Annotated in this window: 20 protein-coding genes, 1 tRNA gene and 1 pseudogene; 16 read left to right on the plus strand and 6 right to left on the minus strand. The window is 33.5% G+C overall.

What is annotated here, in order from left to right:
• Nucleotides 1-261: 261 nt before the first annotated feature.
• From NJT12_RS22885 to NJT12_RS22905, 5 genes and pseudogenes are all read right to left on the minus strand, one after another.
• Nucleotides 262-342, minus strand: a tRNA-Tyr gene (locus NJT12_RS22885).
• Between the two features lie 609 nt (nucleotides 343-951).
• Nucleotides 952-1338 (minus strand): annotated as a pseudogene (locus tag NJT12_RS22890) (peroxiredoxin family protein); the annotation flags it as partial.
• An 18-nt stretch (nucleotides 1339-1356) separates the two neighbouring features.
• Nucleotides 1357-2118, minus strand: a complete 762-nt coding sequence (locus NJT12_RS22895; protein ID WP_271338435.1) for a DUF4369 domain-containing protein — start codon at nucleotides 2116-2118, stop codon at nucleotides 1357-1359.
• A 259-nt stretch (nucleotides 2119-2377) separates the two neighbouring features.
• Nucleotides 2378-2818, minus strand: coding sequence for a KTSC domain-containing protein (locus NJT12_RS22900; protein ID WP_271338436.1), 441 nt, complete (start codon nucleotides 2816-2818; stop codon nucleotides 2378-2380).
• 877 nt (nucleotides 2819-3695) lie between these two features.
• Nucleotides 3696-3947: a hypothetical protein gene (locus NJT12_RS22905; RefSeq protein ID WP_271338437.1), complete on the minus strand. Its 252-nt coding sequence runs from the start codon at nucleotides 3945-3947 to the stop codon at nucleotides 3696-3698.
• An 87-nt stretch (nucleotides 3948-4034) separates the two neighbouring features.
• On the opposite strand from NJT12_RS22905, the gene NJT12_RS22910 reads away from it, so the two are divergent.
• The 10 genes from NJT12_RS22910 to NJT12_RS22955 all read left to right on the plus strand — a co-directional run bounded on the left by NJT12_RS22910 (nucleotide 4035) and on the right by NJT12_RS22955 (nucleotide 13432).
• On the plus strand, nucleotides 4035-4577 hold the full coding sequence (locus tag NJT12_RS22910; RefSeq protein WP_271338438.1) for a hypothetical protein: 543 nt from the start codon (nucleotides 4035-4037) through the stop codon (nucleotides 4575-4577).
• The gene (locus NJT12_RS22915) at nucleotides 4577-4723 is read left to right on the plus strand and encodes a hypothetical protein (protein WP_089075917.1); all 147 of its coding nucleotides are present in this window, start codon (nucleotides 4577-4579) and stop codon (nucleotides 4721-4723) included. The genes NJT12_RS22910 and NJT12_RS22915 overlap by 1 nt, the downstream gene beginning before the upstream one ends.
• 83 nt (nucleotides 4724-4806) lie before the next feature.
• Complete coding sequence (locus NJT12_RS22920) at nucleotides 4807-5034, plus strand: hypothetical protein (protein ID WP_271338439.1); 228 nt, start codon at nucleotides 4807-4809, stop codon at nucleotides 5032-5034.
• Complete coding sequence (locus tag NJT12_RS22925; protein WP_271338440.1) at nucleotides 5024-5401, plus strand: YchJ family protein; 378 nt, start codon at nucleotides 5024-5026, stop codon at nucleotides 5399-5401. Before NJT12_RS22920 ends, NJT12_RS22925 begins: the two co-directional genes overlap by 11 nt.
• Nucleotides 5402-5507: 106 nt before the next feature.
• Entirely contained in the window at nucleotides 5508-6626 is a 1119-nt protein-coding gene (locus NJT12_RS22930; RefSeq protein WP_131426799.1) for a vWA domain-containing protein, read from the plus strand.
• Between the two features lie 190 nt (nucleotides 6627-6816).
• Entirely contained in the window at nucleotides 6817-8280 is a 1464-nt protein-coding gene (locus NJT12_RS22935; protein WP_271338441.1) for a magnesium chelatase, read from the plus strand.
• A gap of 197 nt (nucleotides 8281-8477) precedes the next feature.
• On the plus strand, nucleotides 8478-9071 hold the full coding sequence (locus NJT12_RS22940) for a 2OG-Fe(II) oxygenase (RefSeq protein WP_271338442.1): 594 nt from the start codon (nucleotides 8478-8480) through the stop codon (nucleotides 9069-9071).
• 187 nt (nucleotides 9072-9258) lie between these two features.
• Complete coding sequence (locus NJT12_RS22945) at nucleotides 9259-10113, plus strand: EamA family transporter (protein ID WP_271338443.1); 855 nt, start codon at nucleotides 9259-9261, stop codon at nucleotides 10111-10113.
• Between the two features lie 471 nt (nucleotides 10114-10584).
• Nucleotides 10585-11871 carry a Glu/Leu/Phe/Val family dehydrogenase gene (locus NJT12_RS22950; RefSeq protein WP_271338444.1) on the plus strand — a complete coding sequence of 429 codons (1287 nt, stop codon included), beginning with the start codon at nucleotides 10585-10587 and terminating at the stop codon, nucleotides 11869-11871.
• Nucleotides 11872-12208: 337 nt separating this feature from the next.
• Nucleotides 12209-13432 carry a sterol desaturase family protein gene (locus tag NJT12_RS22955; protein ID WP_271338445.1) on the plus strand — a complete coding sequence of 408 codons (1224 nt, stop codon included), beginning with the start codon at nucleotides 12209-12211 and terminating at the stop codon, nucleotides 13430-13432.
• 400 nt (nucleotides 13433-13832) lie between these two features.
• Here NJT12_RS22955 and NJT12_RS22960 read toward each other — a convergent pair whose 3' ends face one another.
• A complete protein-coding gene (locus tag NJT12_RS22960; protein ID WP_271338446.1) occupies nucleotides 13833-15431 on the minus strand; it encodes a DUF6377 domain-containing protein in 1599 nt (532 codons plus the stop codon).
• A gap of 473 nt (nucleotides 15432-15904) precedes the next feature.
• On the opposite strand from NJT12_RS22960, the gene NJT12_RS22965 reads away from it, so the two are divergent.
• The 6 genes from NJT12_RS22965 (at nucleotide 15905) to NJT12_RS22990 (ending at nucleotide 25909) form a co-directional block, all read left to right on the plus strand.
• A complete protein-coding gene (locus NJT12_RS22965) occupies nucleotides 15905-16429 on the plus strand; it encodes a DUF5004 domain-containing protein (protein WP_271338447.1) in 525 nt (174 codons plus the stop codon).
• A gap of 8 nt (nucleotides 16430-16437) precedes the next feature.
• Nucleotides 16438-17520 (plus strand): hypothetical protein, encoded by a 1083-nt coding sequence (locus NJT12_RS22970; RefSeq protein ID WP_271338448.1) that lies wholly within the window; start codon nucleotides 16438-16440, stop codon nucleotides 17518-17520.
• Nucleotides 17521-17638: 118 nt separating this feature from the next.
• Entirely contained in the window at nucleotides 17639-20659 is a 3021-nt protein-coding gene (locus tag NJT12_RS22975; RefSeq protein WP_271338449.1) for a SusC/RagA family TonB-linked outer membrane protein, read from the plus strand.
• Nucleotides 20660-20683: 24 nt separating this feature from the next.
• The gene (locus NJT12_RS22980) at nucleotides 20684-22189 is read left to right on the plus strand and encodes a RagB/SusD family nutrient uptake outer membrane protein (RefSeq protein WP_271338450.1); all 1506 of its coding nucleotides are present in this window, start codon (nucleotides 20684-20686) and stop codon (nucleotides 22187-22189) included.
• Between the two features lie 430 nt (nucleotides 22190-22619).
• Nucleotides 22620-23864, plus strand: a complete 1245-nt coding sequence (locus NJT12_RS22985; RefSeq protein ID WP_271338451.1) for a glycoside hydrolase family 99 protein — start codon at nucleotides 22620-22622, stop codon at nucleotides 23862-23864.
• 26 nt (nucleotides 23865-23890) lie between these two features.
• Nucleotides 23891-25909, plus strand: coding sequence for a glycoside hydrolase family 97 protein (locus NJT12_RS22990; protein ID WP_271338452.1), 2019 nt, complete (start codon nucleotides 23891-23893; stop codon nucleotides 25907-25909).
• Nucleotides 25910-26167 lie beyond the last annotated feature (258 nt).

Here is a 26167-nt window from a genome sequence, read left to right on the forward strand (position 1 = left end):
AAAATCAGGAAGCATAAACTTCAAAAGTTCTATAGGGGTCATATAAAATTCTTAGATTACAAAGTTCTTATTTTATTTTGACATTTCCTCCCCAAGCTTTGCGCTTCATCCCCTTTAATTTTGTGAGGATTTATAAATATTGAAAACAGGCCTAAAATAAAAAAAACCTGCAAATCCTTGAATTTGCAGGTCTTCAGACATTTTTTGAGGCTTTTTGAAAAGATTGAAAACTTTAAGTTTTCCGCCTTTTTGGCCTTTCCGTGGGGAGAGCAGGATTCGAACCTGCGAAGTTCACACAGCAGATTTACAGTCTGCCCTCGTTGGCCGCTTGAGTATCTCCCCGAAGCTTGTATTGATGCGCTTTGTTTTGCTAAGCGGTTGCAAATATAAGAACGTTTTTAATGTTTACAAACAAAAAAGGAACTTAATTTTAAGCAATTTTAAAGTTATTTTTTAATTCGTTGAAATTGAATAAAATAAAAAATATCAAATCGAAACTTTTTTTTGATTTGTTTTTAAATATAGGAATTTTCGTAGGTGTATTTATGCTGTATCTGATTTTAATTTTAAACTTTTTAGGCTATGAGCGATTACTTTTCCTGATGAATTAAGAATAAAATTATCTAAATATTTCTGTTTTCTAAATTTTAGAAAATACATCTTTTAAAATTTTAGATAGAAAAGCGATCCTGATAAAAAGCTTTTTTATGCTAGCTCATTTTAAAGCTTATTCTGCTTTGTTTAATTAAAAGCAGAACAAAGTATGATTTTAAACAAAACGATCTTTAAATCGATTAGAAAATTGGGTTTGTTAATGCAAACAGGTTATATCTAAAAGTTCATACATCTGTCTGACATAATTTAGTTTAAATTTTTTTTATTCAATGGTATTCAATAAAACAAAAAAAATCTCCACTAGGGAGATTTTTTGTTGTATTCTTAATATCGGTATTATTTAGCTAAAAGCTCTAAGATTTTTGCTTTTAATTCAGGACCTCTTAAGTCTTGAGCAACCACTTTTCCTGATGCATCAAGAATAAAAGTTGCCGGAATAGATTCTACTCCGTATTGTTTTGCAATTGGTTCTTCCCAAAACTTCAGATTAGAAACCTGAGTCCATGTCAAACCATCTTTAGCAATTGCTTCTTTCCATGCTGCTGCTTCTTTATCAAGAGAAACACCAATAATATTTAATCCTTTAGAGTGTAGTTCTTTATAGATTGCTACAACATTCGGATTTTCCTTTCTGCATGGTCCACACCATGAAGCCCAAAAATCAACAATAGTAACTTTTCCTAAACTTTCTTTAAGCGAAACTACTTTTCCTTCTGGATTAGGAGCTGAAAAATCTGATCTTCAGTTAGGGCTACCAACAGGAGCTGCTGACGCACCAACTGCAGGCATTTTTGCTTGACCTAGTTTTGTTTTAATTTCTTTTCCAGGAGTTGTATTTTTTACAGACTCATCTAAAGCATTGTATAAACTTTCTGTTTTTTTTATGTCAGCGCTTGGATCAGAAATCATACTTTGAATAATCAAAGCAGAGATGTAAGCTTTAGGATGACTTTCAGCGTAAGCTAAATATTTCTTTTTAGAATTAGCTTGTACTTCAGTTTGAAGAGTCATGTATTGTTTCATCAAACCATTAACAGTAGCTGTATCCTGAGCTTGTTGAGCTTGTTGCATTTTTTGAGTATTCTTTTTCTGGAAGTCGATTAAACTTTTTTGAGTTTTAGTCAAATCCTCGTTGAATTTTACGTACTCATCATTGTTGTAAGTTCCAGAAACTTTAGATTTATGAATACTGTCTTTGTCAATTGCAATAGTGATTTCTCCTGTTTCTAATATAAAAGGAACTGGTCCGTTTGCACCTTGTACTATTAAAGTATGGAAAGCTGGTTCAGTTACTTTTCCTTTTATTTCGAATTTTCCGTTTTCAACTTTTACTGTATCAAGAGATACTGCCATCTTAGTAGTAGGATCCTGACCTTGAAGAATGATTGTTTTTCCGTTTTCAATTCCTGTTGCAGTTCCAGTAATTAGGTATTCTCCGTCTTTAACTTTGCTGCATGAAATAATCGCTACAGAAGCGGTTAGTAAAAAAAGTATTTTTTTCATTATAAAAAATTAATTAGTTAATTGATTTGTGCAACAAAAGTATCTAAAATTATAAAACATACAGAATTTTGTAACCTAAAATTTTGTTATAGTTTTTTCAGGTTTAATTCGCATATAATCAGGGTGTTTGCGGGCTTAATTTCATTTTAAACTCTTAATTATATTATTATTATGAATCTAAATAGATAATTTTTTGATTTTTGTGCATAAAAAAAGCACTCTTGTTAGGGAGTGCTTTTGTAAATATTTTGGTGTAAAACTATTCTTGATTAGTTTTCTTTCTCCATGTAAAAGAGTTCAAAATGTGTCTTTTTGCGAATCTTCCAGGAGAATCAGCATTTACCATTTTCACGTAAGTTGCTTTAGGAACACTAATGTATTCGTAAACACTTCCGTTAGAAAAATCGATAATCAAACGACCTTCAACAAATTTATAATCAGTAATTGCCGAAGTTGCGATAGTTTCAGTATATTCAGGTAAATTTGCTTTAATTGTCTCAGGATTAATGCTTACCAAAAAGTGATAAGCTTCAATGATAGCTTTACTTTTTTCTTCTGCATCTTTCAATCCAGCATCATCACCTTGAAATTTATCAGGATGAGATTCTTTCATTGCATTACGGTAGATTGTTTTTAAATCTTTTAACTCTGCAGTTTTGTCTACGTTTAGTAACTTGCGGTATTCAACTATTTTTTTCATAAATAAGGTAACTACTTGTCTATTAGTTTGAAATTGAAATTAATTGTTCAAAAGACAAATTTTTTGCAAAGGTACACTTTTTTTTAACTTTTTACTTTTGAAGCAAAAAATATTCGAAAAATATCTAAAATATTCATTGTGAACGGGCAGAAGTAGGTTTCTTGTTTGCTTAATTATAATGAGGAGCTATTTCCCGCTATACGTTCCAATCTTTTGTGGCGAACCCCGCCACAAAAGGATTTTCACTTCTATCGGGGCTAGGGCATTAGGTTTCATAAAATGTTTAGTTTTCAAAAGTTTGAAAGAGGTTGTTTTTACCACAGAGAACACAAAGTTTTTTATCAAGCAATTTTATAGAAACGCAAAGTGCAATACAAATAGCTCAATGTTATTAAGTTACGCTTTTAAAAAAAAATATATTGCAAATCAAATCCGTTTTTATCCGCGTTTTTACGAAGTAAATCTGTTTTATCCGCGTCAAAATTAGACGCTGATTTTACTGATTCGCTAAAGCGAAAACGCTGATAAAAACGGATTTTCTAATTACTTTTCTGATTAAACTGTTAAGTAATTTAATAGATTCCTCCTTAATGACATTGCCCGATACCTATCGGGATTGTGTTAATCTAGCTTTGCGCCTTTGCGTGAATTCTCAATTAAGTTTAACAATGCTTAAAATTTAATCACGCAAAGACGCAAAGTTTTTTTATGAATTCTATTAAAACGCAAAGTTCGCAAAACCAGGTATTCAGCCAGCTTTGCGAACTTTATATTTTTTAAACATTCTACAATAGAATGAAAAACTTAGCGCTCTTAGCGGTTAAACTCTCATTTCAAACCTGAAACAAAGAAAACCTTAAACTAAAAAAACAAATTTTTACTTATCCTCAGGTTTCTGATTCGCTTTATGGAAGTTTTTTGATTTCTTTGGATATTTATCATAACTAATATCGCTTGGATTTTCGATAACAGATTTAATAGTAATCAAATCGCCAATAGCATGATTAGCATGTGCGATTTTATAATCTAAAAGATATTCACCACAAAAATAATTGTTGTTTTCATCTTTCTCCATGATGCCAGTATAAACTCCTTTTTGCAACATTTTTTCTTGTGAATCCTTAGACATGACTTTTTTATTTTAAAATTAAAGGTACAAAGTTAATCAATTTATGTTTGTTTTAGGGAGTTTTGGTCAATCTGAGTATATTTGCACATGCAAAAAAACTTCAAGCCACATCCTAATTCGTTCAAAAATACCTTTTGTGTTTTTCACGAAGTGCTTTCAAGCGAAATCGAAGGTTTAAAGAAACAGTTTGAAAGCAAAGCCGGAAGTACTTATTATTACACTGAAACCGGAATGTATCGCATTTCAAATCATTGGGGAAGATTAGCCAACAGTAAATGGCGTTTGATAGCGCGTGAACCTGAAACCGAATCAAAAACTAAAATAGGTTTTGCTGCATGGAATGAGTTTTATCCTGATAATGCCGAAGAAAAGCTCTATTATATAGAAGCTGATTTTGATAAAAATGCAGTAACCTATCAGCATAAAAAGAATCCAAAATATAATAGTAAAGCCATTCTGAGAACCAGTTTTGAAACCACGAAACGCATTAAACAAATCAGGAATTTGCAGCAACTAACATCATGGGCAAAACATTTTGATTATGATGATATCGATGATTTACGAAAGCAAATTATCAACGAATTAATTTACACAGAGAAAACTTTAGACGAAATTAAAAGAGAAATATAATGGGACGCAACAACGAAAGAAATATTAAAAAGCACAATGACAAATTGCACAAAGCCCAAAACAAAGTAAAACAGGCTGAAATTGCACGTAAGGAAAAACTAAAAGAGATTATCAAAAAGTTCAACGAAGATAAAAAGGAAGAATAAAAAAGTTTCAAATTTTCCTTGTTTCAAGTTACTTTGCTAGAACTTGAAACAAAAGAAACCTGAAACAAAAAACACACATAAATATGAAATTCGAAGATTTAAAAGCAAGCGTACAGGAAATTATTGATTTAATTGCTGCAAAAAATAATAGAGAAGCAAACAACAAATTACTTGAAGTAAATGAAACTTTAGACGAAATGTTAGATCATGCAGAAGAAGACGAAGATTTAAGAGAAATCAGCAGATATCAGGTATTATTGAATCAGCTGCATGTAAAGATTAACGGCGAAGAGCAAGTTGATGGAGTATAAATGTTTCTGCGATACTGGTTTATTGTTTAAAGATTGTTGCGAATTGTATCTTGAAAACAATCAAAAAGCACCAACGGCTTTAGCTTTAATGCGATCTAGGTATTCGGCGTATGCAACTCATAATGCCGATTATCTTTTAGAAACTACTTATATTTCTGAAAGAAAGCATTACTCAAAAACAGAAATCCTAAATTGGGCAACCGCCAATAAATGGCAAAAACTGGAAATTTTGAGTTCTACTGAAAACACAGTCGAATTCAAAGCTTATTTTCTTGATTCAAATAATCATCCTCAGGTGCATTATGAATTTTCGACCTTCAGATTCGAAAATGGTGCTTGGTATTATGTCGATGGAAAGTTTGAATAATTAATATACTTCTTGCCAATTTCGGCTAATTTTATTGAAATACTTTAACTAAAAATTAGTAAACGTTTCTTTTTTCATAATTCTAAAATAGCGTAATTTTAGAATTATGAAAAACGAATTTAAAAAAGGTTTTTATTTTAAGACGTACGAAGCCCCATTTCAGTCTCCGTTTGAAAAACTTTTTGGCATTTTCAAAGAGTTAATCACCCATACTTCGGGCGATTTTGATGAAGCTATAGACTGGCTTCGGGAGTTGGACAAAGAATATAAACTGACTGATGAAAACTACACAATCGATGATTTTATCGAAGATTTAAAAAAGAAAGGTTACATAAAAGACGAGGTTAAAGAGGATGGAACAGGTGGTTTTGGAATCACTGCTAAAACAGAACGCGCCATTCGACAACAAGCATTAGATCAGATTTTCGGAAATTTGAAGCGTTCCGGAACAGGAAATCACAAAACCAAACATGCCGGAAATGGCGATGAGCATACCGGAGAATTCCGCGAATTTAATTTTGGCGATGGTTTAGAACGAATTTCACTGACAGAAAGTTTGCGAAATGCCCAAATTAATAATGGCGTCGAAAGTTTCATGCTGACTGAAAATGATTTGGTAGTAGAAGAAACGCAATACAAAGCCCAGATGAGTACGGTTTTGATGATCGACATCAGCCATAGTATGATTTTGTATGGTGAAGACAGAATTACGCCAGCCAAGAAAGTAGCAATGGCTTTAGCCGAATTAATCACAACCCGTTATCCAAAAGATACACTTGATATTTTGGTTTTTGGAAACGATGCCTGGACAATTCCAATCAAAGATTTACCGTATTTACAAGTTGGTCCTTATCATACTAATACAGTTGCAGGTTTGCAATTGGCAATGGATATTTTGCGAAGAAAGCGAAATACCAATAAACAAATTTTTATGATTACTGACGGAAAGCCAAGTTGCGTGCGCGAACGTGATGGTTCGTATTATATGAATAGTAACGGACTTGACGAATACATCGTAGACAAATGTTACACACAAGCACAGCAGGCTAGAAAGTTACACATACCAATTACAACATTTATGATTGCAAACGATCCGTATTTACAGCGTTTTGTCAATCAATTTACCGAAGCCAATCAGGGAAAAGCATTTTACACCGGACTAAAAGGTTTGGGAGAAATGATTTTTGAAGATTATGAAACAAATAGGAAGAAGAGAGTTCGTTAAATAGGTTCAAAGTTACAAAGGTTCAGAGGTTCAAAGAAGCAAAGTGAAAAAGGTTTCTAATTGTCACACTGAGCGGAGTCGAAGCGCACAACGAATATACGTAGAGGCGCACAGCACTGTATCTCCTCAAAGTGAAGACACAATTCTTTTCACAAAAACAATAAATAACAAAATACATATTTCAATAAAAATGGAAATAAAAAATATAAACACATTAGGACAATTAAAAGCCGCAGGATATCAAAGCATAAGTATCAAAGACGAATTGCGAAATAATCTTCGTGAGAAAATAAAATCAGGGAAACCGGTTTTTGAAGGTGTTCATGGTTTCGAAAATACTGTAATCCCGGAATTAGAACGTGCTATTCTATCTCGTCATAATATAAATTTATTAGGACTTCGTGGTCAGGCAAAAACACGTTTGGCGCGTAAAATGGTCGAATTGTTAGACGAATACATTCCGTTTGTGGCAGGTTCAGAAATCAATGATGATCCGTTGAATCCAATTTCGCGTTTTGCAAAAGACCTAATTGATGAAAAAGGAGATGAAACGCCAATTTCGTGGTTGCACAGAAGCGAACGTTTCTCTGAAAAACTAGCAACACCGGATGTTACCGTAGCCGATTTAATTGGAGATGTTGACCCGATAAAAGCCGCAAATCTTAAATTATCATATGCTGATGATCGCGTAATTCACTTTGGGATGATCCCAAGAGCGAATCGCTGCATTTTCGTTATTAATGAGTTGCCAGATTTACAGGCAAGAATTCAGGTAGCTTTGTTCAATATTTTGCAGGAAGGAGATATCCAGATTAGAGGATTTAAATTAAGAATGCCGCTTGATTTGCAATTTATATTTACGGCCAATCCTGAAGATTATACCAATAGAGGAAGTATTGTTACGCCGTTAAAAGATAGAATTGGTTCTCAAATCCTGACACATTATCCGGAAAGTGTTGCTATTGCCAGAACAATTACACAACAAGAAGCGAAGTTAGACGAAACCCAACACAAATTAGTTTATGTGCCAAGTTTAGCCAAAGATATCTTGGAACAAATAAGTTTTGAAGCTCGTGACAGCGAATACATCGACAATAAAAGTGGTGTAAGTGCTAGAATGAGTATCACGGCTTTCGAGAATTTAATGAGTACGGCAGAACGTCGCGCACTAAAAGCAGGAGTAGATAAAACTACTTTGCGTTTGTCTGATTTCATTGGAATTATTCCTGCGATTACCGGAAAAGTAGAATTGGTATATGAAGGAGAGCAGGAGGGAGCGGCTGCAGTAGCGCAAAATTTAATTGGATCGGCGATCAGAACTTTATTCCCAACGCTTTTGCCTAAGATTGAAAAATTAGAAAAACCAGGAGAAAAAACGCCATATTCAGATTTGATTGAATGGTTCTTTGCTGAAAGTGGTTTCGAATTATTAGATGATGCTTCAGATAAGGATTATCAGGCAATTTTAGATGAAGTAACGCCTTTGGATACTTTATTGAAAAAATATCAGCCACAATTAGATAAAAAAGACCAATATTTTATGAAAGAATTTATTTTGTGGGGATTGGTAGAATATAAAAAATTAAGCAAAGATCGTTTTGCACAAGGACATCAGTTTAAGGATATGTACGGAAGTTATATCAGTAAATTGTAACTCAACGTTTTGTTAGTCAAACCCGCCAGGTTCAAAAAACCTGTCGGGTTTATTTTTGCGGTTACAGAAGTGAATTGTAATACTAAGCTTACTTATGTAAAGCCAGTTAAGTTTATTATTTTTAAAAATGCCATTACCATTTTTTATTATTCTACCTTGCTCCGTTGACTGTATTTGCAGTTTTTCCCAAAATCAAAATGGATGATAGTTTCGAAGATTTAATTGCTTCTTATATAGAGAATAAAGTAGGTATTGCAGAATATTTTCTTAGCCCGGAATTAGCCAATCATTTAAAACAAAATTTACTTGATTTAAATCAAAAAAGCTTACTGCAGGCAGCAGGAATCGGAAACTCAGAGAAACTGTCTTATGATGGAGCTATCAGGAGTGATTCGATATATTGGTTGGATAAAAAGCATGATAATGTTTTTGAAAATGAGTTTTTTGATAAAATAGATGCTTTTGTACAGTATCTCAATGAAAGTTGCTTCACCGGAATTACCGGTTATGAATTTCATTATTCGCTATATGAAAAAGGAGATTTTTACCTAAAGCATTTAGATCAGTTTAAAAATAATCCAAGCCGTAAGTATTCCATGATTACCTATCTTAATAGCAATTGGCAGGAAAGCGATGGAGGAGAACTAATGATCCATCAGGAAAATAATAATCAAAAAATCTCACCAACTCAGGGCAAGACAGTTTTCTTTAAAAGTAATGAACTGGTTCATGAAGTTTTGGTTACCCAAAACACAAGAATGAGTATTACAGGTTGGTTAAAGAGTGATTAAACTTTTTTAAAGACCTAAAAAATGGAAATTTTACAGCAAAGTTCTCAAGACAGCTTCAGCAAAAAGCTTTTGGAACTTTGTGTTTTATTAAAACTGCTTAATTAAAAAAAAACTTTGCTGACTTTGCGGTAAAAAAAATAAAACAAAAGGAGTTTAAGTACTATTTTTGTACCCAAAATTTAATCCTATGTTGTTCCTTGTTTTAAGTATTCTTTGTAGTGTAATTGTGGGCGTAATTTTCAAAATTACCAGAAAATACAATGGCAATCCAATTCAGATTGTAGCAATTAATTATTTGACAGCTTTAGCACTTTGCTATTTTACTTTTAGTCCAAATCTGGCAGAAGTGGACGCAAATGCACCTTGGAACATCTATATTGCAATTGGCGTTTTATTACCTTTTATTTTATTGGTTTTAGTAGCATCAATAAAGCACATGGGAATCGTAAAAACAGATGCAGCCCAGCGTTTATCTCTATTTATACCAATATTAGCTGCCTGGCTGATTTTTAAGGAAGAGTTTAATTCTTATAAAGTAGTGGGAATTGTTGTTGGTTTTCTTGCCCTTTTATTTATCCTGAGAAAACAATCTGAAAACACACAAAATAAATGGTTTTTACCCGCAGCTGTTTTAGTTGGTTTTGGGGTAATCGACATTCTTTTTAAGCAAGTAGCACTTTATACCACTTTACCTTATCCTACCTCTTTATTTGTAGTTTTTTGTATTGCTTTGGCCGTTGCAATTTTAATTTCTGTCTATGAAATTGGCTTTAAAAAGGTAAAATTAAAATCTAAAAATATTCTTTTTGGAGCTTTAGTTGGCGTCTTTAATTTCGGAAATATTCTGTTTTATTTGAAAGCACATAAAGCTTTCGCCGAAAATCCTTCAACAGTTTTTGCCGGAATGAATATGGGAGTGATCATTTTAGGAAGTCTTGTTGGTTTGTTATTCTTTAAGGAAAAACTATCAAAAATTAATTTTATTGGAATCTTTTTGGCTTTGATTTCTATTATTTTGATTGTTATCTCCCAGTTTAAATAATTTTTTTTTTAACTCTTAAATCGTTAATTTACAGGTGTTTTTGTGTTATGTTTTTATTATATTGAAAATAAACTCGACTAATTCTATAGAATATAAGAAATATATTTATAGATTTGCAGTAACAATGAAAAACTATAGTCTATATATCATCCCGTTCAAATGCAGTACCACGATGTGTTGCATGCAAAACTACGTGATGAAATGGCGTTAATAGAGAAAGTACTTGTTAGTTATTTTTTTTTTTAGCCTTTCATGCACCATGAAAGGCTTTTTTTAGAACTATTAAAAAACAAATAAAATGAGATCAAATAGAAATACCAATATCATAATGCAATGCTGTCTTATTAAAATTCCATGTTGCGGATGTCGTCATTAATTAATGAAGAATAAATAAAATAGCTTTTGAGTAATTACAAAAGCTTTTAAAGACTTAAAAAGATACCAAATAACCCAAATTAAAAAAAATATATCATGAGTACAGAATTAATAAAACAGAATCCCTTTCAATCGATGATTGATCGTTTTAATATCGCTGCTGACATTCTTAATTTAGATGAATCGATCAGACAAAAACTACAACGACCTGAAAAACAAATTGTTGTTAATTTTTCTATTAGGTTAGACAACGGAAAAGAACAAAATTTCGAAGGATATCGTGTCATCCATAATACAGCTTTAGGGCCTTCAAAAGGAGGGATTCGTTATGATACAGCTGTAAATCTGGATGAAGTAAAAGCTCTTGCAGCCTGGATGACCTGGAAATCAGCCGTAACCGGAATTCCGTTTGGAGGAGCAAAAGGCGGAATTATTTGTGATCCTAAATTACTTTCTAAAACTGAATTAGAAAAAATTACGAGAGCTTATACAAAAGCTTTAGCTGATATTTTTGGACCTGAAAAAGATGTTCCTGCACCGGACATGGGAACTGGCCCTGACGAAATGGGGTGGTTGATGGATGAGTTTTCATTAGTTCACGGCAAAACGATTCACGCCGTTGTAACCGGAAAACATTTGCATTCAGGCGGTTCTTTAGGCAGAGTAGAAGCCACAGGAAGAGGGGTAAGTATTATTACTTTGCTTGCGCTTCAAAAATTAAAATTAAGACCAGCAAAATCGAGTGTTGCAATTCAGGGTTTTGGTAACGTAGGATTGCACTCCGCTTTGTTTTTGTTCGAAAAAGGATTAAAAGTAGTAGCTGTTAGTGATGTTTCTGAAGCTTTTTATAATCCTGAAGGATTAAATATTCCGGAGTTAATTTTATACTATAATCTAAATAATAAAAGTATCAAAGGATATCCAAATTCAATTGCTATCAAACATGAGGATTTATTATTATTAGATGTCGATGTACTGATTCCTGCGGCTAAAGAGGATGTTATCACGCAAAAAAACGCCAATAATATTCGTGCTAAAATCATAGTAGAAGGTGCAAACGGGCCAGTTTCTTCTGATGCTGATCAGATATTGCATGATAATAATGTTTTGGTAGTTCCTGATATTTTAGCAAATGCTGGGGGAGTAACTGTTTCTTATTTCGAGTGGCTTCAAAATTCACTATTAGAATCCTGGAGAATTCACCAAATTAATACCCGTTTGGAAGATATTCTGGAAAAAGGTTTCGAAACCGTTTTTAGAATTGCAGCAAAGCATAATGTGACACCGCGTATTGCAGCTTATATAATTGCTTTGCAAAAAGTAGCCGATACACAGTCTGTAAAAGAAGTAGCGTTGGCTGAACCAAAATTTAAGCAAAATTAAAAATTAGATTTTAGAATATAAAGACTGTTTTCATTGATTACTATTTTTTCAAAAAAGAAGTATTAATCAATGAAAATATCTTTGTTTTAAGTTAATAGTAATGCACTGTATGACGTGAAAAATTATTAAACACATAGAAACATAGGAATTTATGTGAAATAAAGGATACAAAAAGAAATACATTTCTTTCGCATAGTTGCTATGTGAATTTAGATAAGTGAAACGTCCTTTTTTTTGAGTAAGCAAAAGCTATGTTTCTATGTGTTAAAAATAATTGTCCCAGTGTTTATAGTAAAATGTATTAAGTTTTTTTTAAATCAAAAAAGTAATTTTTAAAATGAAACATATTAATTTTCTAGCTTTTGCAATGCCCGCTTTTTTTCTATTCTTGTTTTTAGAATATAAATTAGCGCAACGAAAAAAGAGACCGGAAATTTTTAATTATGAAAGTTCAGTTTCGAATATTAGCATTGGTATTGCAGAGCGATTGATCAATTTATTTATTGCGGCAAGCTTCTATCAATTGTATTATTTGATTTATGATAATTATAGAATTTTTGACATACCAAGTAATGTTTTTGTTTGGTTTGCCTTAATTCTTGCGACTGATTTTGTTTGGTATTGGTACCATCGGTTAGGGCATGAAGTCAATTTTTTCTGGGCGGCGCATATCGTGCACCATCACAGCGAAGAATTTAATTTTACTGCAGCAGCAAGAATTACAACCTTTCAGGCAATAGTAAGAACAGGTTTTTGGTGCGTACTTCCGTTTGTTGGTTTTCATCCGTCTATGGTTATTACAATGTTAATTGTTCACGGAGCGTATTCTTTTTTTACACACACGCAGCTTATTGAACGTATAAAATGGCTGGAATATGTTTTTGTAACACCATCTATTCACGGAATCCATCATGCCTCTGACGAAAAATATTTGGATAAAAATTATGGTGATATGTTTACCTTTTGGGATCGTATTTTTGGAACTTTCCAGGAAGAAGAGGAAAAACCCAAATATGGATTGACACATCCTTTAAAAAGTTATAGTTTTCTGTGGCAGCACTTTCATTATTATTTCGAAATCTATGAATTATGGAAACGTTCTAAAGGTTTTAAAGCCAAATGGAAAGCCGTTTTTGGAAGTCCTGCTCATATGGATCAGGATATAAGGCCAATATTAGAGAAACGTTTTCTGCAAGACAAAGCCAATCCGCATCAGAGACTTCGATTCAAAAATTATCTCTATATTCAGTTAGGAGTTTGCACTTTGTTTTTAACCGTTTTTACGTATTATTTTGAATATTTGAATGCTGTTGATAAGGTATTTGTGCTTTTGATTATTCTGATCACTTTAGTGAATTGTGGTGCTTTGTTAGAACAGCGAAAATGGATATATTATCTCGAATATGGACGCATTTTTATTGTAACGACTTACTTTTTATACGAAGAAAATCTAATCTCGTTTTTCTTTGTTCCGCTTGCCATTATGATTTTTGCCGAGCAGCTATTTTCATTAAGTACCCGATATCAAAACGTGGTCCTTCAATTAGAAGTTTCAGAATAAAAAATAGCCCACAGATTATGCGGATTAAACGGATTATCACAGATTTTTTATAAAGATTAAAAAAGTTAGCCACGAATTGACGAATTATTATGTACAATCAGTATGTGAAAATTCGTGAATAGCGTGGCTTATTCGCTCTCGCTCGGGCAATGTCATTAAGTTAAGAAAAAAGCAATAATGTTTTCCGATTAAATCTTTCGCAAAATCGCAAAGATTTAATCGGAGGACATTATTGTGTTTAAACTTTGCATCTTAGCGCCTTTGCGCGATTAATTTTATTTTCCAAAAACGTTTAACTTAATGACATTGATCGTTCGGGTCGTGGCTATTTTTTTTCCAAAGATTTTAAAAAAAATCTGTGTAAATCTGTTTTAACCCGTTTAACCCTTGGCCAAATAATTTAAATCGTTTTTATCGCCATAATCTTCTCTTCAAAAGAATCTTTAAAATCAGATTTGCTTTTGATTCTCGTTTTATACGTATAAATTGTAGCCACAGAAAGTTCCAGAAATTCTGCCATTTGATTGCTGTCCTGAATTCCTAATCTGTACAAAGCAAAAATGCGGAGTTCCGTATTTAAAAGTTCTCCTTTTTTAACGATGCATTTATGGTCATTTGGGAATAAATGATTAAAATCAGCCACAAAAGTGGGAAATAATTTCAAAAAGATTTCATCAAATTGATGAAAGAGATTTTCGCGTTCTTCCTTAACATTATAACGCTTTAAACTCGCAATAACTTCATCTGTTTTCTTAGTTATGATCTTGTGTAATGTACTTTTTTGCAGATGATCTATTTTATTAATGAAAGCTGAAGTTGCCTTAATAAAATACGTAATATATTCTTCTTTAATCTTATTTGCTTCACTCAGGCTAATGTTCATTTCCTGAAGTTGCGCATATGACGAAGCCATTATTTTTCTGGCTTTATTTCTTTCTTTTAGTTGTTTGAAAATAATGATAGAAAACAGAATAATAATCAAAGTCAAAATCGTTAATAGTATAATAATTCTTTCCAGTTTATCATTTTTCTCCTTTACATTATTCAATTGTGCTTTTTCGATAATAGGTAATATCGACGAAATTTCTATTTTTCGATGCCTAGCATTATAAAACGTTGCATCATCCATGGCGATATTAATATACTCATTGGCCTTGTCGAGATAGCCCATTTTAAAAAGCTCATTGGCTAAATTTCTCAATGCCACAGTTTCTTTTGTCGCATTTTTAACATCAGCAATAGCGGCAAGAGCCAGATAATGAATGGCTTTTTTTGTATATCCTCTTTCAGAGTAAATATAACCCAGGCTTGAAGTTGCAATACCGTAATAATCCGGAGGTAATTTATAATTATTGATCCAATAACTAAAAGCAAATTCTGCGCCACGCCAATCTTGCTGTTTCAGGCGTTTTAAACTTTCTGCCGCCCAATACTCATTAGTATTGGTACCAATTAAGGCCAACGCCTTTTGCAGGAAATGATTTCCTTGTTGTACATAATGTATATTAAAGCGTTGGTCCCTGTTATAATCGGCTAAATCATAATAAGCGCGCGCTTTTATAGAGTAGAATTCGAATTTGTTTTTAAGATCGAGCTTTTTATCGTCGATTACATTTAGTGTATCAATTGCTTCCTTAAAAAGACCGGACGAAAGCAATACGAATCCTTCTTTAATGCGGCTTTTAGCCAGATACTTGGGATCTTTTAGAACAATTGCCTTGATTTTAGCTTGTTCTAAATAGTAGTAAGCAGAGTCGTATTTAAAAGATTTATACTCTTCAAACAACAGCATATAATTATCATAGAGAAGATCGTTGTTTTGGCTCAAAGTAAACTTGGATACATTTTTCTTTAAAGCTTCTATTTTACGATACTTCTGTTTTAAGTATGTTTCCTTTTTGAGGAGTACTTTATCTAATTCTTCTAGAACAGGATTTGTCTCTTTTGCAGATAGAGAAAAACCCGCAATGAAAAAATACAGAATTACTATTCTTCGCATGTTTTTGGATTGGTTTAGGGTAAAAAAAATAGTTATGGTTAATCTTTTTGTAATTCAAAAATAGTTTAAGAGCTGATGATTAGCAACTTTTAATAATTAGGGTAGTTAGTATAAATATATGATTAAATAAAGTGGCAGTACAGTGAGAAAGTGGTTTCGAAATGTTAAAAGTAATTTAATAACTTGCAATTATACAATAAAAACCAATTAAATATAAGTATAGTGAAAAAATAATATGTTTTAATTTGGATATTGTCATTTTTACCATAATTTATTTGCGTTTTTTATCTCAACAAAGTCTTGATTTTTGAATTTACGAAAACGTAATAGTTTATTGATTTTCAACGGTTTAAGTTTGAATATATTCAGATATTATCTTGATTTTTCACAGATGTTTTTTTTTAGATTTATTTAACATCTAGTTTCGTACTGTCCTTTTAAAGGGATAAAAAAACTAACAAAAACCAAAATTTATGAGATGTAAAAGTATTTACTGGTTAGCTCTTATGATGTGTTTATTTGCCATTGGCTGTGATAACACTGAAGAGGGAAGCTACGTTGATCCGATTACCATTTATGAGAAAGTAAGTGGAAATTGGGGATTAACAAATTTGAAAATGGTGGATGATTTTGCGAAGGCAAATAAGATCGAACCAAGCGAAGAAAACTTGAGTACCTATTTTAACTACGAGGATTTTAAAATCAAATTCAGCGTAGATGAAAAAAACAATCCAACAAGTTATGAAGTTACGGGCAATGTGCCTGCACTTTTTGCACCAAAAGGCTATTGGCAGCTAAGTTCAGACTTTCAGCCAACAACGCCGGGTACTGCTGTTAAGATTTATTTGTATAGCGATGCGCAAAAAACTCAGAAAACAGATGAATTAAGAGTGACCTCGATTCCGGGTAAAGGTGGTGAAATGGAATTACAGTTAGCGCGTACTTCCGGAGGGGCTACGTTTCTATCTTATGTGTTTAAATTAACTGCTATTAAATAAAAAGTAATATGAAAAAATTTATATATACAATTTTACTTGCCCTTTTGATGGCTCCTAATTTTATGCAGGCACAAGAAACTGTAGGAGCTGTGGGTGCTATATCATCATTTCCTGTCGTGTACAAATATGATGAAAAGGTGACATGGTTTTTTGATCTTTCGGCAACTACATATGCTGAAAATGAAGAATTATACATGTGGATTTGGTCACCATCAGAACCAGATGCAGGACATTGGGAAAATTCTTCTGATTTTGCAAAACTGACTCACGTCAAAGACAAAATCTGGAGTTTTACTTTGACTCCAACACAATATTTTTCTAAAACCGCAGCTCAAATTGCTGCAAGTGATGGATTTTGGCTTCGTATAAAAAATAAAAACGGATCAAAACAAAGTGAAGTAGCAAATATAGCTTATACTGATTTTTCCTCATTTTACACGGCTAATGAGCTGATCAGAGCTTATCCGACCAAACCAACAATTGATAAAGGAGTAAGTATTTTGTTTAATGCTAATCTAATTCCGGAATTTGCGGGAGCAACAAGTGTTCACATACATAGCGGATTGAATGATTGGGACGTTCAGCAAATGTATGAAGCATCGAAACCAGAAATTGCCGAAAAAACAAAATTGAAAGATTTAGGAAACGGTTTTTATAAAATGGATTTAGTTCCTAAGGATTATTACAATACACCGGATGGTTACGAAATGAAAAATTTAGTATTCCTGATGGTAAAAGATAATTGGGCAGGTACAACTCCGGATCAGGTTTTATACGCAGGAGCTTTTGTGCCACCTCCACCGCCAGTTTTTGGATTTTTTCCGTTGCAAATCAGTCAAAAAGATTTTCTTGGAATGTCAAGAAAAAATAATGAGTCGGGTGTAAACAAATTGATCTATACAATTACAGCCGGAAGCAAAGTAATTCAGGGTGAGTTTGCCGGAGGAACGGCAGAAATAAAAGGATTTGTCAATCTGGTTACAGAGCTTAAGGATGTTCCTAATTTAAATGAAATTCATGTTTTGGTAAAAGATAATAAAGACAAAACGATTTCGGATACCACGATTCCTCTTAAAACTTTAGACAAATAATTCACTATCAAATTAAAACATCAATTCTAATGAAATGAGCATAACCTAAAATTTGGTCTAAAACCAATAATGGCTATGTGAATTGCATATGACCGATAAAAACAATAAATAACTACATATGAATAGTAAAAATAAAAAAATAGTCCTGCATCAAATGTGGACTACTAAAAATGTGGTATTCATGATTTTCATGCTTTTTCTTTCGGCAGGAATGTTTGCTCAGGAAAAAAAGCAGGTATCAGGTACCGTTTATGATAATGTGGGAAGTGTATTACCGGGAGCGACGGTAATTGAGGTAGGAACCAGAAATGCAACCACAACAGATTTTGACGGAAAATTTGTTTTAGCCGTAGCCGTAGGAGGTTCTATCGAAGTTTCATTTATAGGATCAACTACTCAGAAAGTTCAGATCACTACAGCAACAAAACCAAATTTAGATGTTCGTTTGCAAAATGACGGTTATATGCTTGCTGAAGTTCAGGTAGTTTCTGTAGGGTACGGAACACAAAAGAAATCAGATTTAACAGGAGCAATTTCAAGTCTTAAGGCAGATGATTTAGTAAAAGGAACACTTTCTTCTACAGAGCAGGTTTTGCAGGGAAAAGTAGCGGGATTAAATATTATTCGTCCTTCGGGAGATCCTGCAGCAGGTTCTACTATACGTTTACGTGGCGGAACTTCATTAACAGCAAGCAACAGTCCGCTTATTGTAGTTGATGGTATTGCAGGAGTTGATATTAATATCGTTCAGCCCTCTGATATTAAATCAGTAGATGTTCTAAAAGATGCTTCGGCAACAGCTATCTACGGATCAAGAGGAGCAAACGGAGTTATTATCATTACAACAAAATCCGGTACAAAAGGAGTTTCAGTTACCTACACCGGTTTATCAAGTGTGGGTTATGTAACAGATAATTTAGATCTTTTATCAGCCAATCAATGGAGAGGTTATGTTCGCAGTACAGGAAATAAAGATGCTGTTGATTATGGCGGAAATACAAACTGGCAAAAAGCAATTGAACAAACTGCAATTTCACAATCTCATACTTTAAGTATTAATTCAGGAAAAGCTGACAGTGGTTTTAGAACATCACTTTCGTACCTGAATAATGAGGGAGTTATTAAAAAAACAGGTTTAGAAAGATTAAGTGGAAACGTTAATGCTTATCAATATTTAGGAGATAATAAAGAGGTGAAATTCGATATGGGGTTATTTGCCAATGTTGATAAGTGGCATCCTATGGATTATAGAATTTTTGAGCGTACTTATAATCTAAATCCAACAATTCCGGTATATGATGCTAATGGCAAATTTTCAGCTGTTTCCGGAAATATTTACGAAAATCCAGTAGAGATTTTAACCAACAGAACGGTTGATAACGAAAGACACAGATTGTTAGGGTATTTTAAAACCGAAGTAAAGTTTGCAAAAGACTTTCTTGCTGTAGCAAACATTTCATACGAACATAATGCAGTAAAAGGTAGTACTTACAAACCAAGTTATGCAGTTATGGAAGGGACAACTGAAAACGGTTATGCTCAAAAAACATATGCAGAATTTGCAAATGCTCAAGGCGAGATTTATGTAAATTACAATAAAGTAATTGATAAACACACTATTGGTGCTCTTGCAGGATATTCTTACTTAGAGAATATTTACGAAGGTTTTGGTGCTCAGCGTAGTGGTTTTGTAACAGATGCTTTTACCTCAAACAATTTAGGAGCGGGATATAATTATCGTTTGGGCGATGTGTATTCTTATAAAGGAAAATCAGATTTGGTTTCGTTTTATGCCCGTGCAAATTATTCTTACGATGGTAAATATTTGCTTACAGGTACTGTAAGAAGGGATGGTTCCAGCCGTTTTGGAGAAAACAATAAATGGGGAACTTTCCCATCAGCATCTGCGGCATGGAAAGTTTCAAGCGAAGAATTTATGAGCTCAACAAAAGGGTGGTTAGACAATCTTAAAGTTAGAGTAGGTTATGGAGTTACAGGTAATCAGGACGGAATTGGAGAGTACAAATCACTTTCGATTTTAGGAGTTGGTAATGATAGTTACTACGATCCAAAGACAGGAACCTGGAGTTTGGCATATTCACCAAAACAAAATCCGAACCCTGATTTAAAATGGGAATCAACAAGACAATTAAACGTTGGTGTAGATTTTAGTTTGTTCAACAGAATTACAGGTTCATTTGAGTATTATATAAAAAACACTGATGATCTATTATATACTTACGAAGTGCCTCAGCCTCCTTATTTAGTTGGAACAATGTTGGCAAATGTTGGCGAAATGTCCAACAAAGGAGTTGAACTTACTTTGAATGCTGATATCATAAAAGGAGATAAATTTTCATGGAACGCTAATTTGACTTTAGGTCACAACGTTCAAAAAATAGAAAAATTATCCAATCCTACTTATAAAACTGATGTAATTTACAGTGGATCTTTGCATGGTTTAGCAGGTATGTCAGGACAATATTCTCAAATTATTGCCGAAGGTTATGCAGTTGGAACTTTCTGGGGCTTTCAAAGCGCAGGACTTGGTGCCGATGGAAAAATGTTATACTATAATGCTGCCGGAGACAAAGTTTTAGATAATGTTTTAGTAGATGGTGACAAAAGAGATTTAGGAAATATCCAGCCTGATTTGACTATGGGTATCGGAATGAATTTTGCTTACGGAAATTTTGATTTAGGTGTGACAGGATACGGAATGTTTGGTCAAAAAGCATTGAATGCAACCAACATGATGTTGAACGATCCTAACAGATTACCAAGTTTTAATGTTCCTGATGATTTTCTAAATAGCGGCATTACATCTGCTCCAAAATACTCCAGTTATTGGATCGAAGATGCTTCTTTCTTCAGGCTTCAAAATGTTTCTGTTGGGTATACTATGCCTTTGAAATACAAAAGTTCAAAATTGAGAATTTATCTTATGGGAGAAAATCTTGCTGTAATTACAAAGTATAAAGGCGTAGATCCTGAAATTGGATTAAATGCACAAGACGGAATCAATCAGACTGGAGTAATGGATTTAACCGGATTAGCAGCTCCCGGAATTGACAGATATAATAATTATCCCCGACCAACTACGATTTCTGTAGGATTAAATTTTACGCTAAATAACTAAGCGATTAACTCAAAAATATAAAAAATGAAAATCAAAATAACAGCAGCACTATTAGTGAGCGTGCTTTTTACGATATCATGTACCAATCTGAATGAAGATTTATATGACAGAGTAGAAGACGGCAATTTTGGAAATACTCCAAAAGAAGTTGATGCATTAGTGGGAGGAGCTTATTCTTCGTTAAGAGGATTTGCAGACGGAATATCAAATAATTATCCAACAAGTGAGTATGTATTTTTCCTGAATGAAACAGCTTCAGACGAAGCGACGATTCCAACAAGAGGAACCAACTGGTATGATGGAGGTCAATATCAGGACATACAAAAGCACACCTGGAAGGCAGATAATCGTTTGATTCTTTCGGCCTGGCGTTACAATTATACCGGAATTGCCAAAATCAACTCGATTATTTACCAAGTAGATAAATCGCCATTGACAGATGCAGCAAAAGCTCCAATTTATGCAGAGCTAAAATCGTTGAGAGCTTATTATTACTACAACCTTTTAGATGCATTTGGTAATGTGCCAATTGTAGTCAATTTTGAGGATACTTCTTTACCATCAAATTCTACCAGAAAACAAGTTTATGATTTTGTAGAAAAAGAGCTGCTGGATGCTATTCCATATTTAAATTCAAATGTGGTGTATTCTAAATTGACAAAAAATGTAGCCTATTCTTTACTGGCAAGATTGTATTTAAATTCAGAAGCTTTTATAGGTACGGCCCGTTGGCAGGATTGCATCAATATGTGCCAGAAAGTTACCGGATATACTTTGACACCCGATTTCTTTGCCAATTTTGCAAAAGAAAATGAAAAGTCACCAGAGATTATTTTCGCAATTCCTTACGATCAAAAAGCAGGAACAGTAGGTAATTATATGAGCTCAATGTCGTGCCATTATTTACATAAATTGACGATCTCGGCATCAGGAAATGATTTTCCGTGGAGTGCGAACGGAATGTGTGCTCAACCAGGCGTATATTCTGCTTTTGCCGAGACAGATAAAAGAAGAAAATGTATGGTGGCCGGAGATCAGATTAGTGTTGCAACAGGTCAGGTTATTGTAATGGATAACGGAGAACCGTTAACATATACAGAAGAAGTTACCAGTGTTGCTGATGCCAAAGAAAACCAAGGAGTTCGTTTAGGAAAATATGAAATGAAAGCAGGTGATCAATGGGAACGTGATAATGATTTTGTATTGATTCGTTATGCCGAAATTTTATTGATGCAAGCTGAATGTTATGTTCGTCTGGGATCTGCAGATTTGGCAAAACCATTTGTTCAACAAATTACAGCTCGTGCCGGAGAAGAAATGCCAACCCTGATCGATCTTGACTTTATTGATAAAGAATTGCTTAAGGAATTTACTTTTGAAGGAAGAAGAAGAACAGATAACATCCGTTTTGGAACATTCTTCAAGACATGGTGGGAAAAAGGAACAACTGAAAAGTACAGAGCAATTTTTCCAATTCCAAGCACAGTTTTAACTACAAATAAAAACCTGGTACAGAATCCTGGGTATTAGGTTCTTGAATGTCAGTCTTCCGTGTTGGTTAGTCGTGGAAGGCTGACATATTTTTATATGAATGAAACTTATGAATTAAAAATTGAGAATTAAAAATCTTTTAATCATTGGCAAAAAAAATAAATCTGCCAGATCTGCAAAATCTGCGAGAAAAAATTAGTCACAAATTATAGAGGATTAAAATGATTAAAAAAATCTATGGAAACCTTTTTAATCAGTGGCAAAAAAAATAATCTGCTCAATCTGCGTGAAATAATTTTAGCCACAGATTAGAAGATTAAAATGATTAAAAAAGTTTCACGCAGATTGAGCAGATTAAAGCAGATTTGGTTTTGATATAATTACAATTCATCTACATGAAATAATTAAAAAAAAATCTTTCTAATCATTTTAATCTGTGGCAAAAAAATAAAACAAATAACACATCAATATGAAAAGATCTATCACATTATTGTTTTTTGGGATCATGAATATTTTAGTCGCCGCAGGTTGTAGCAGCGATGATAAAAATTCTGATAAACCTACAGAACCGGAAACATTTGAACCTGTTGCGATTGAAAAAACAAATAGCACCAAAATTTATGTTCATTATATGTCTTGGTTTGAAACCAATGAAAGTAGTGCCGATAAAAAATGGGGATATCACTGGACAATGGCAAACAAAAATCCAAATAACATTGGTGCAAACAATCGCAGAGAAATTGCGTCGTACTATTATCCGCTAATTGGTCCCTATCATTCAGGCGATAAAAATGTGATTGAAAATCATTTATTATTGATGAAATATTCAGGAATCGATGGTGTTTTGATCGATTGGTATGGCACTTTTGATGTAAACGATTATCGAATGGTAAAGGAAAACACAGAACAGTTAATAGCCATGTTAAACAAAGTAGGACTAGAATATGCTATTGTTTATGAAGATCGATTTTTGCCCAATGTAGTAAATGCAGGAAAAGCGATTTCAGTTACAGGTGCAGCAAAAACGGACTTAGCTTATTTGCAAACCAATTATTTTGGAGATAAAAATTATATCAAAATAAATGGAAAACCATTGTTGCTTAATTTCGGACCAATTGTATTGCAGACACCGGCTGAATGGACAAATGTTTTTAATACGTTAACCGTAAAACCTACTTTTTTAACCCTTTGGGGCGAATCTGCAGACGCGGGAGACAATGCCTCAGGAGAATATGCCTGGGTATATAAAAACAGTACCACGCTTACAAATTTTTACACCAATACAATGCCAAAATTGGGCGTTGCAATGGGAAGTGCTTATCCCGGTTTTAAAGATTTTTATGCCGAAGGCGGCGGTGGAGCAGCAATTGGCTGGACTATAGAACACAATAACGGAGCAACTCTGGATGAAACACTTTCTCTGGCAAAAAATGCCAATGTCAATTACCTGCAATTGGTGACCTGGAATGACTTTGGAGAAGGAACAATGTTCGAACCAACAGTAGAATTTGGCTATACTTATATCGAAAAAGTAAAAGCATTTGCCGGTGTAAAAAGTACCGAAACTGTTTTTCCTGATATCAGTAAAATGTACAATCTGCGAATGGATAAAAAAGGCAATGCCGATGCCCAGAAAAAAATAGATCAGGCTTTTAATTATTTTGTTTCCATGCAGCCAGCAAAAGCAAAACAGTTACTAAACGAAATTAAATAAAGAGTTGTAATTAATACAATTAAATAATGAAAAACATAAAATATAGATACTGTCTAATCGCCTTAGCATCAATATTGTTAGTTGCATGCAGTACTAAAAAAACATATAAAATAAGCTCTCCGGGAAAAAATACTGAATTAGTTTTTGAATTAACCCCCACAGGTCAGCCACAATATAGTTTTACAGCAAACGGAAAATCAGTTATAGAACCTTCTTTAATGGGATTTGAATTTAAAGGAATCCAAAAAATGACCGACGGTTTTGAAGTGGTTTCCACCGAAGAAAAATCAGCAGACGAAACATGGGAACAACCTTGGGGAGAATTCAAAAAAGTAAGAGATCACCATAACGAACTAATTGTTCACTTGAAAGAGTCAAAAGGAGAAGAACGTTTGGTTGATATCATCTTCAGGGTTTTTGATGACGGAGTTGGTTTTAGATATGAATTTCCAAAACAGCCACATTTAAATAAAGTTGAAATATCCAATGAGATTACTCAATTTACTTTCAAATCAAATAATGATGTTTGGTGGATTCCCGTGCACCGTGAAAACAGTTATTATGAAAGTACCTACCGTAAAACGCCAACAAGTAAAACTGATACGATCAATACACCGGCGACTTTTGAAACAAAAGAAAAATTATTTGTAGCAATTCACGAAGCCAATCTAACGGATTTCACTTCAATGACATTATTGAAAACAAATGATAAACAATACAAAAGCGAATTGGTGCCTTGGAAAAATGGCGTAAAAGTATATGCCCAAACACCTTTTAAAACTCCTTGGAGAACAATTGTGGTAGGAAAAAATCCGGGAGAAGTTGCGACTTCGACCATTATGCTAAATCTAAATGAACCTTCAAAAATTGAAGATCTTTCCTGGATTACACCTTCAAAATATATTGGAATCTGGTGGGGAATGCATCTGGAAAAATACACTTGGGGACAAGGACCAAAACACGGTGCGACAACTAAAAATACAAAAGAATATATTGATTTTGCTGCCAAAAATAATTTAGACGGAGTTCTTGTAGAAGGCTGGAACGAAGGTTGGGATGGCGATTGGACCGCTGACGGATCTTCTTTTAGTTTTGTAAAAGCATATCCTGATTTTAATCTGGAAGAAATTACAAAATATGCAGCCATAAAAAATGTTCGTCTAATAGGGCACCACGAAACGGCAGGTGCTACAAAACATTACGAAAGCCAGCTAGAAGATGCTTTTAAATTGTATCAGAAAATGGGCGTAAATACCGTAAAAACGGGTTATGTAAATAAATATCTGGATAAAAAAGAATGGCATGATAGCCAATACGGAGCACGTCATTACAGAAAAGTAATGGAAACAGCGGCTAAATATCATATCATGATCGACAATCACGAGCCTATAAAAGGAACAGGATTGCAGCGCACCTATCCAAACTTTATGACACAAGAAGGCGGAAGAGGACAAGAATACAATGCCTGGTCTGTTGATGGCGGAAATACTCCGGAACATTTAACGACTTTGCCTTTTACCAGAATGCTTTCAGGACCGTTTGATTATACACCAGGGAATTTTAATTTTGATTATAAAACACCTTCCGGAGCAAGAGTGCAAACAACTTTAGCCAATCAATTGGCATTGTATGTTATCATTTTCAGTCCGTTGCAAATGGCATCAGATTTACCGGAGAATTACGAAGGAAAACCGGAGTTTCAGTTTATCAAAGATGTTCCCTGTACATGGTCAGACACTAAAGTTTTAGATTCCAGAATAGGAGAATATACAACAATCGTGCGTAAAGACTGGGACGAGAAAAATTGGTATTTGGGCTCTATTACAAACAGCTATGCCAGAAATCTAAAAGTAGCATTGACGTTTTTAGATGCTGAAAAAGAGTATGAAGCTGAAATTTATGCTGATGGAGCGGGAGCAAATTATAAAACAAACCCATATCCTGTCACGATTTCAAAACAGAAAGTAAATAACAAAACGGTATTTGATCTTAAATTGGCAGCTGGCGGAGGAACAGCTATAAAATTTACTCCAATCGAGAAATAAGTTAGTTTGATTTTATTTTGAGTTAAGTTTAAGTTGGTGCAATGAACCCGATATTTTGAAAAAAAGTATCGGGTTTGTTATTTTTATTTTTTTACCATATAAGTTGAGGTAAGATATTATAAGTTTGGTTGATACCTTTGTCAAAGTTTTAAACCAAGAGTGTAAGGAACTTTTGTAAAAAACTATTATTTTTATTTTCTGTATTTATAAATCTATCAGAAAATGCAAATCAGAACAGAAGTAAAAGAAATATTAAAT

It is taken from the genome of Flavobacterium azizsancarii (genome assembly GCF_027980145.1).
GTDB lineage: Bacteria > Bacteroidota > Bacteroidia > Flavobacteriales > Flavobacteriaceae > Flavobacterium > Flavobacterium azizsancarii.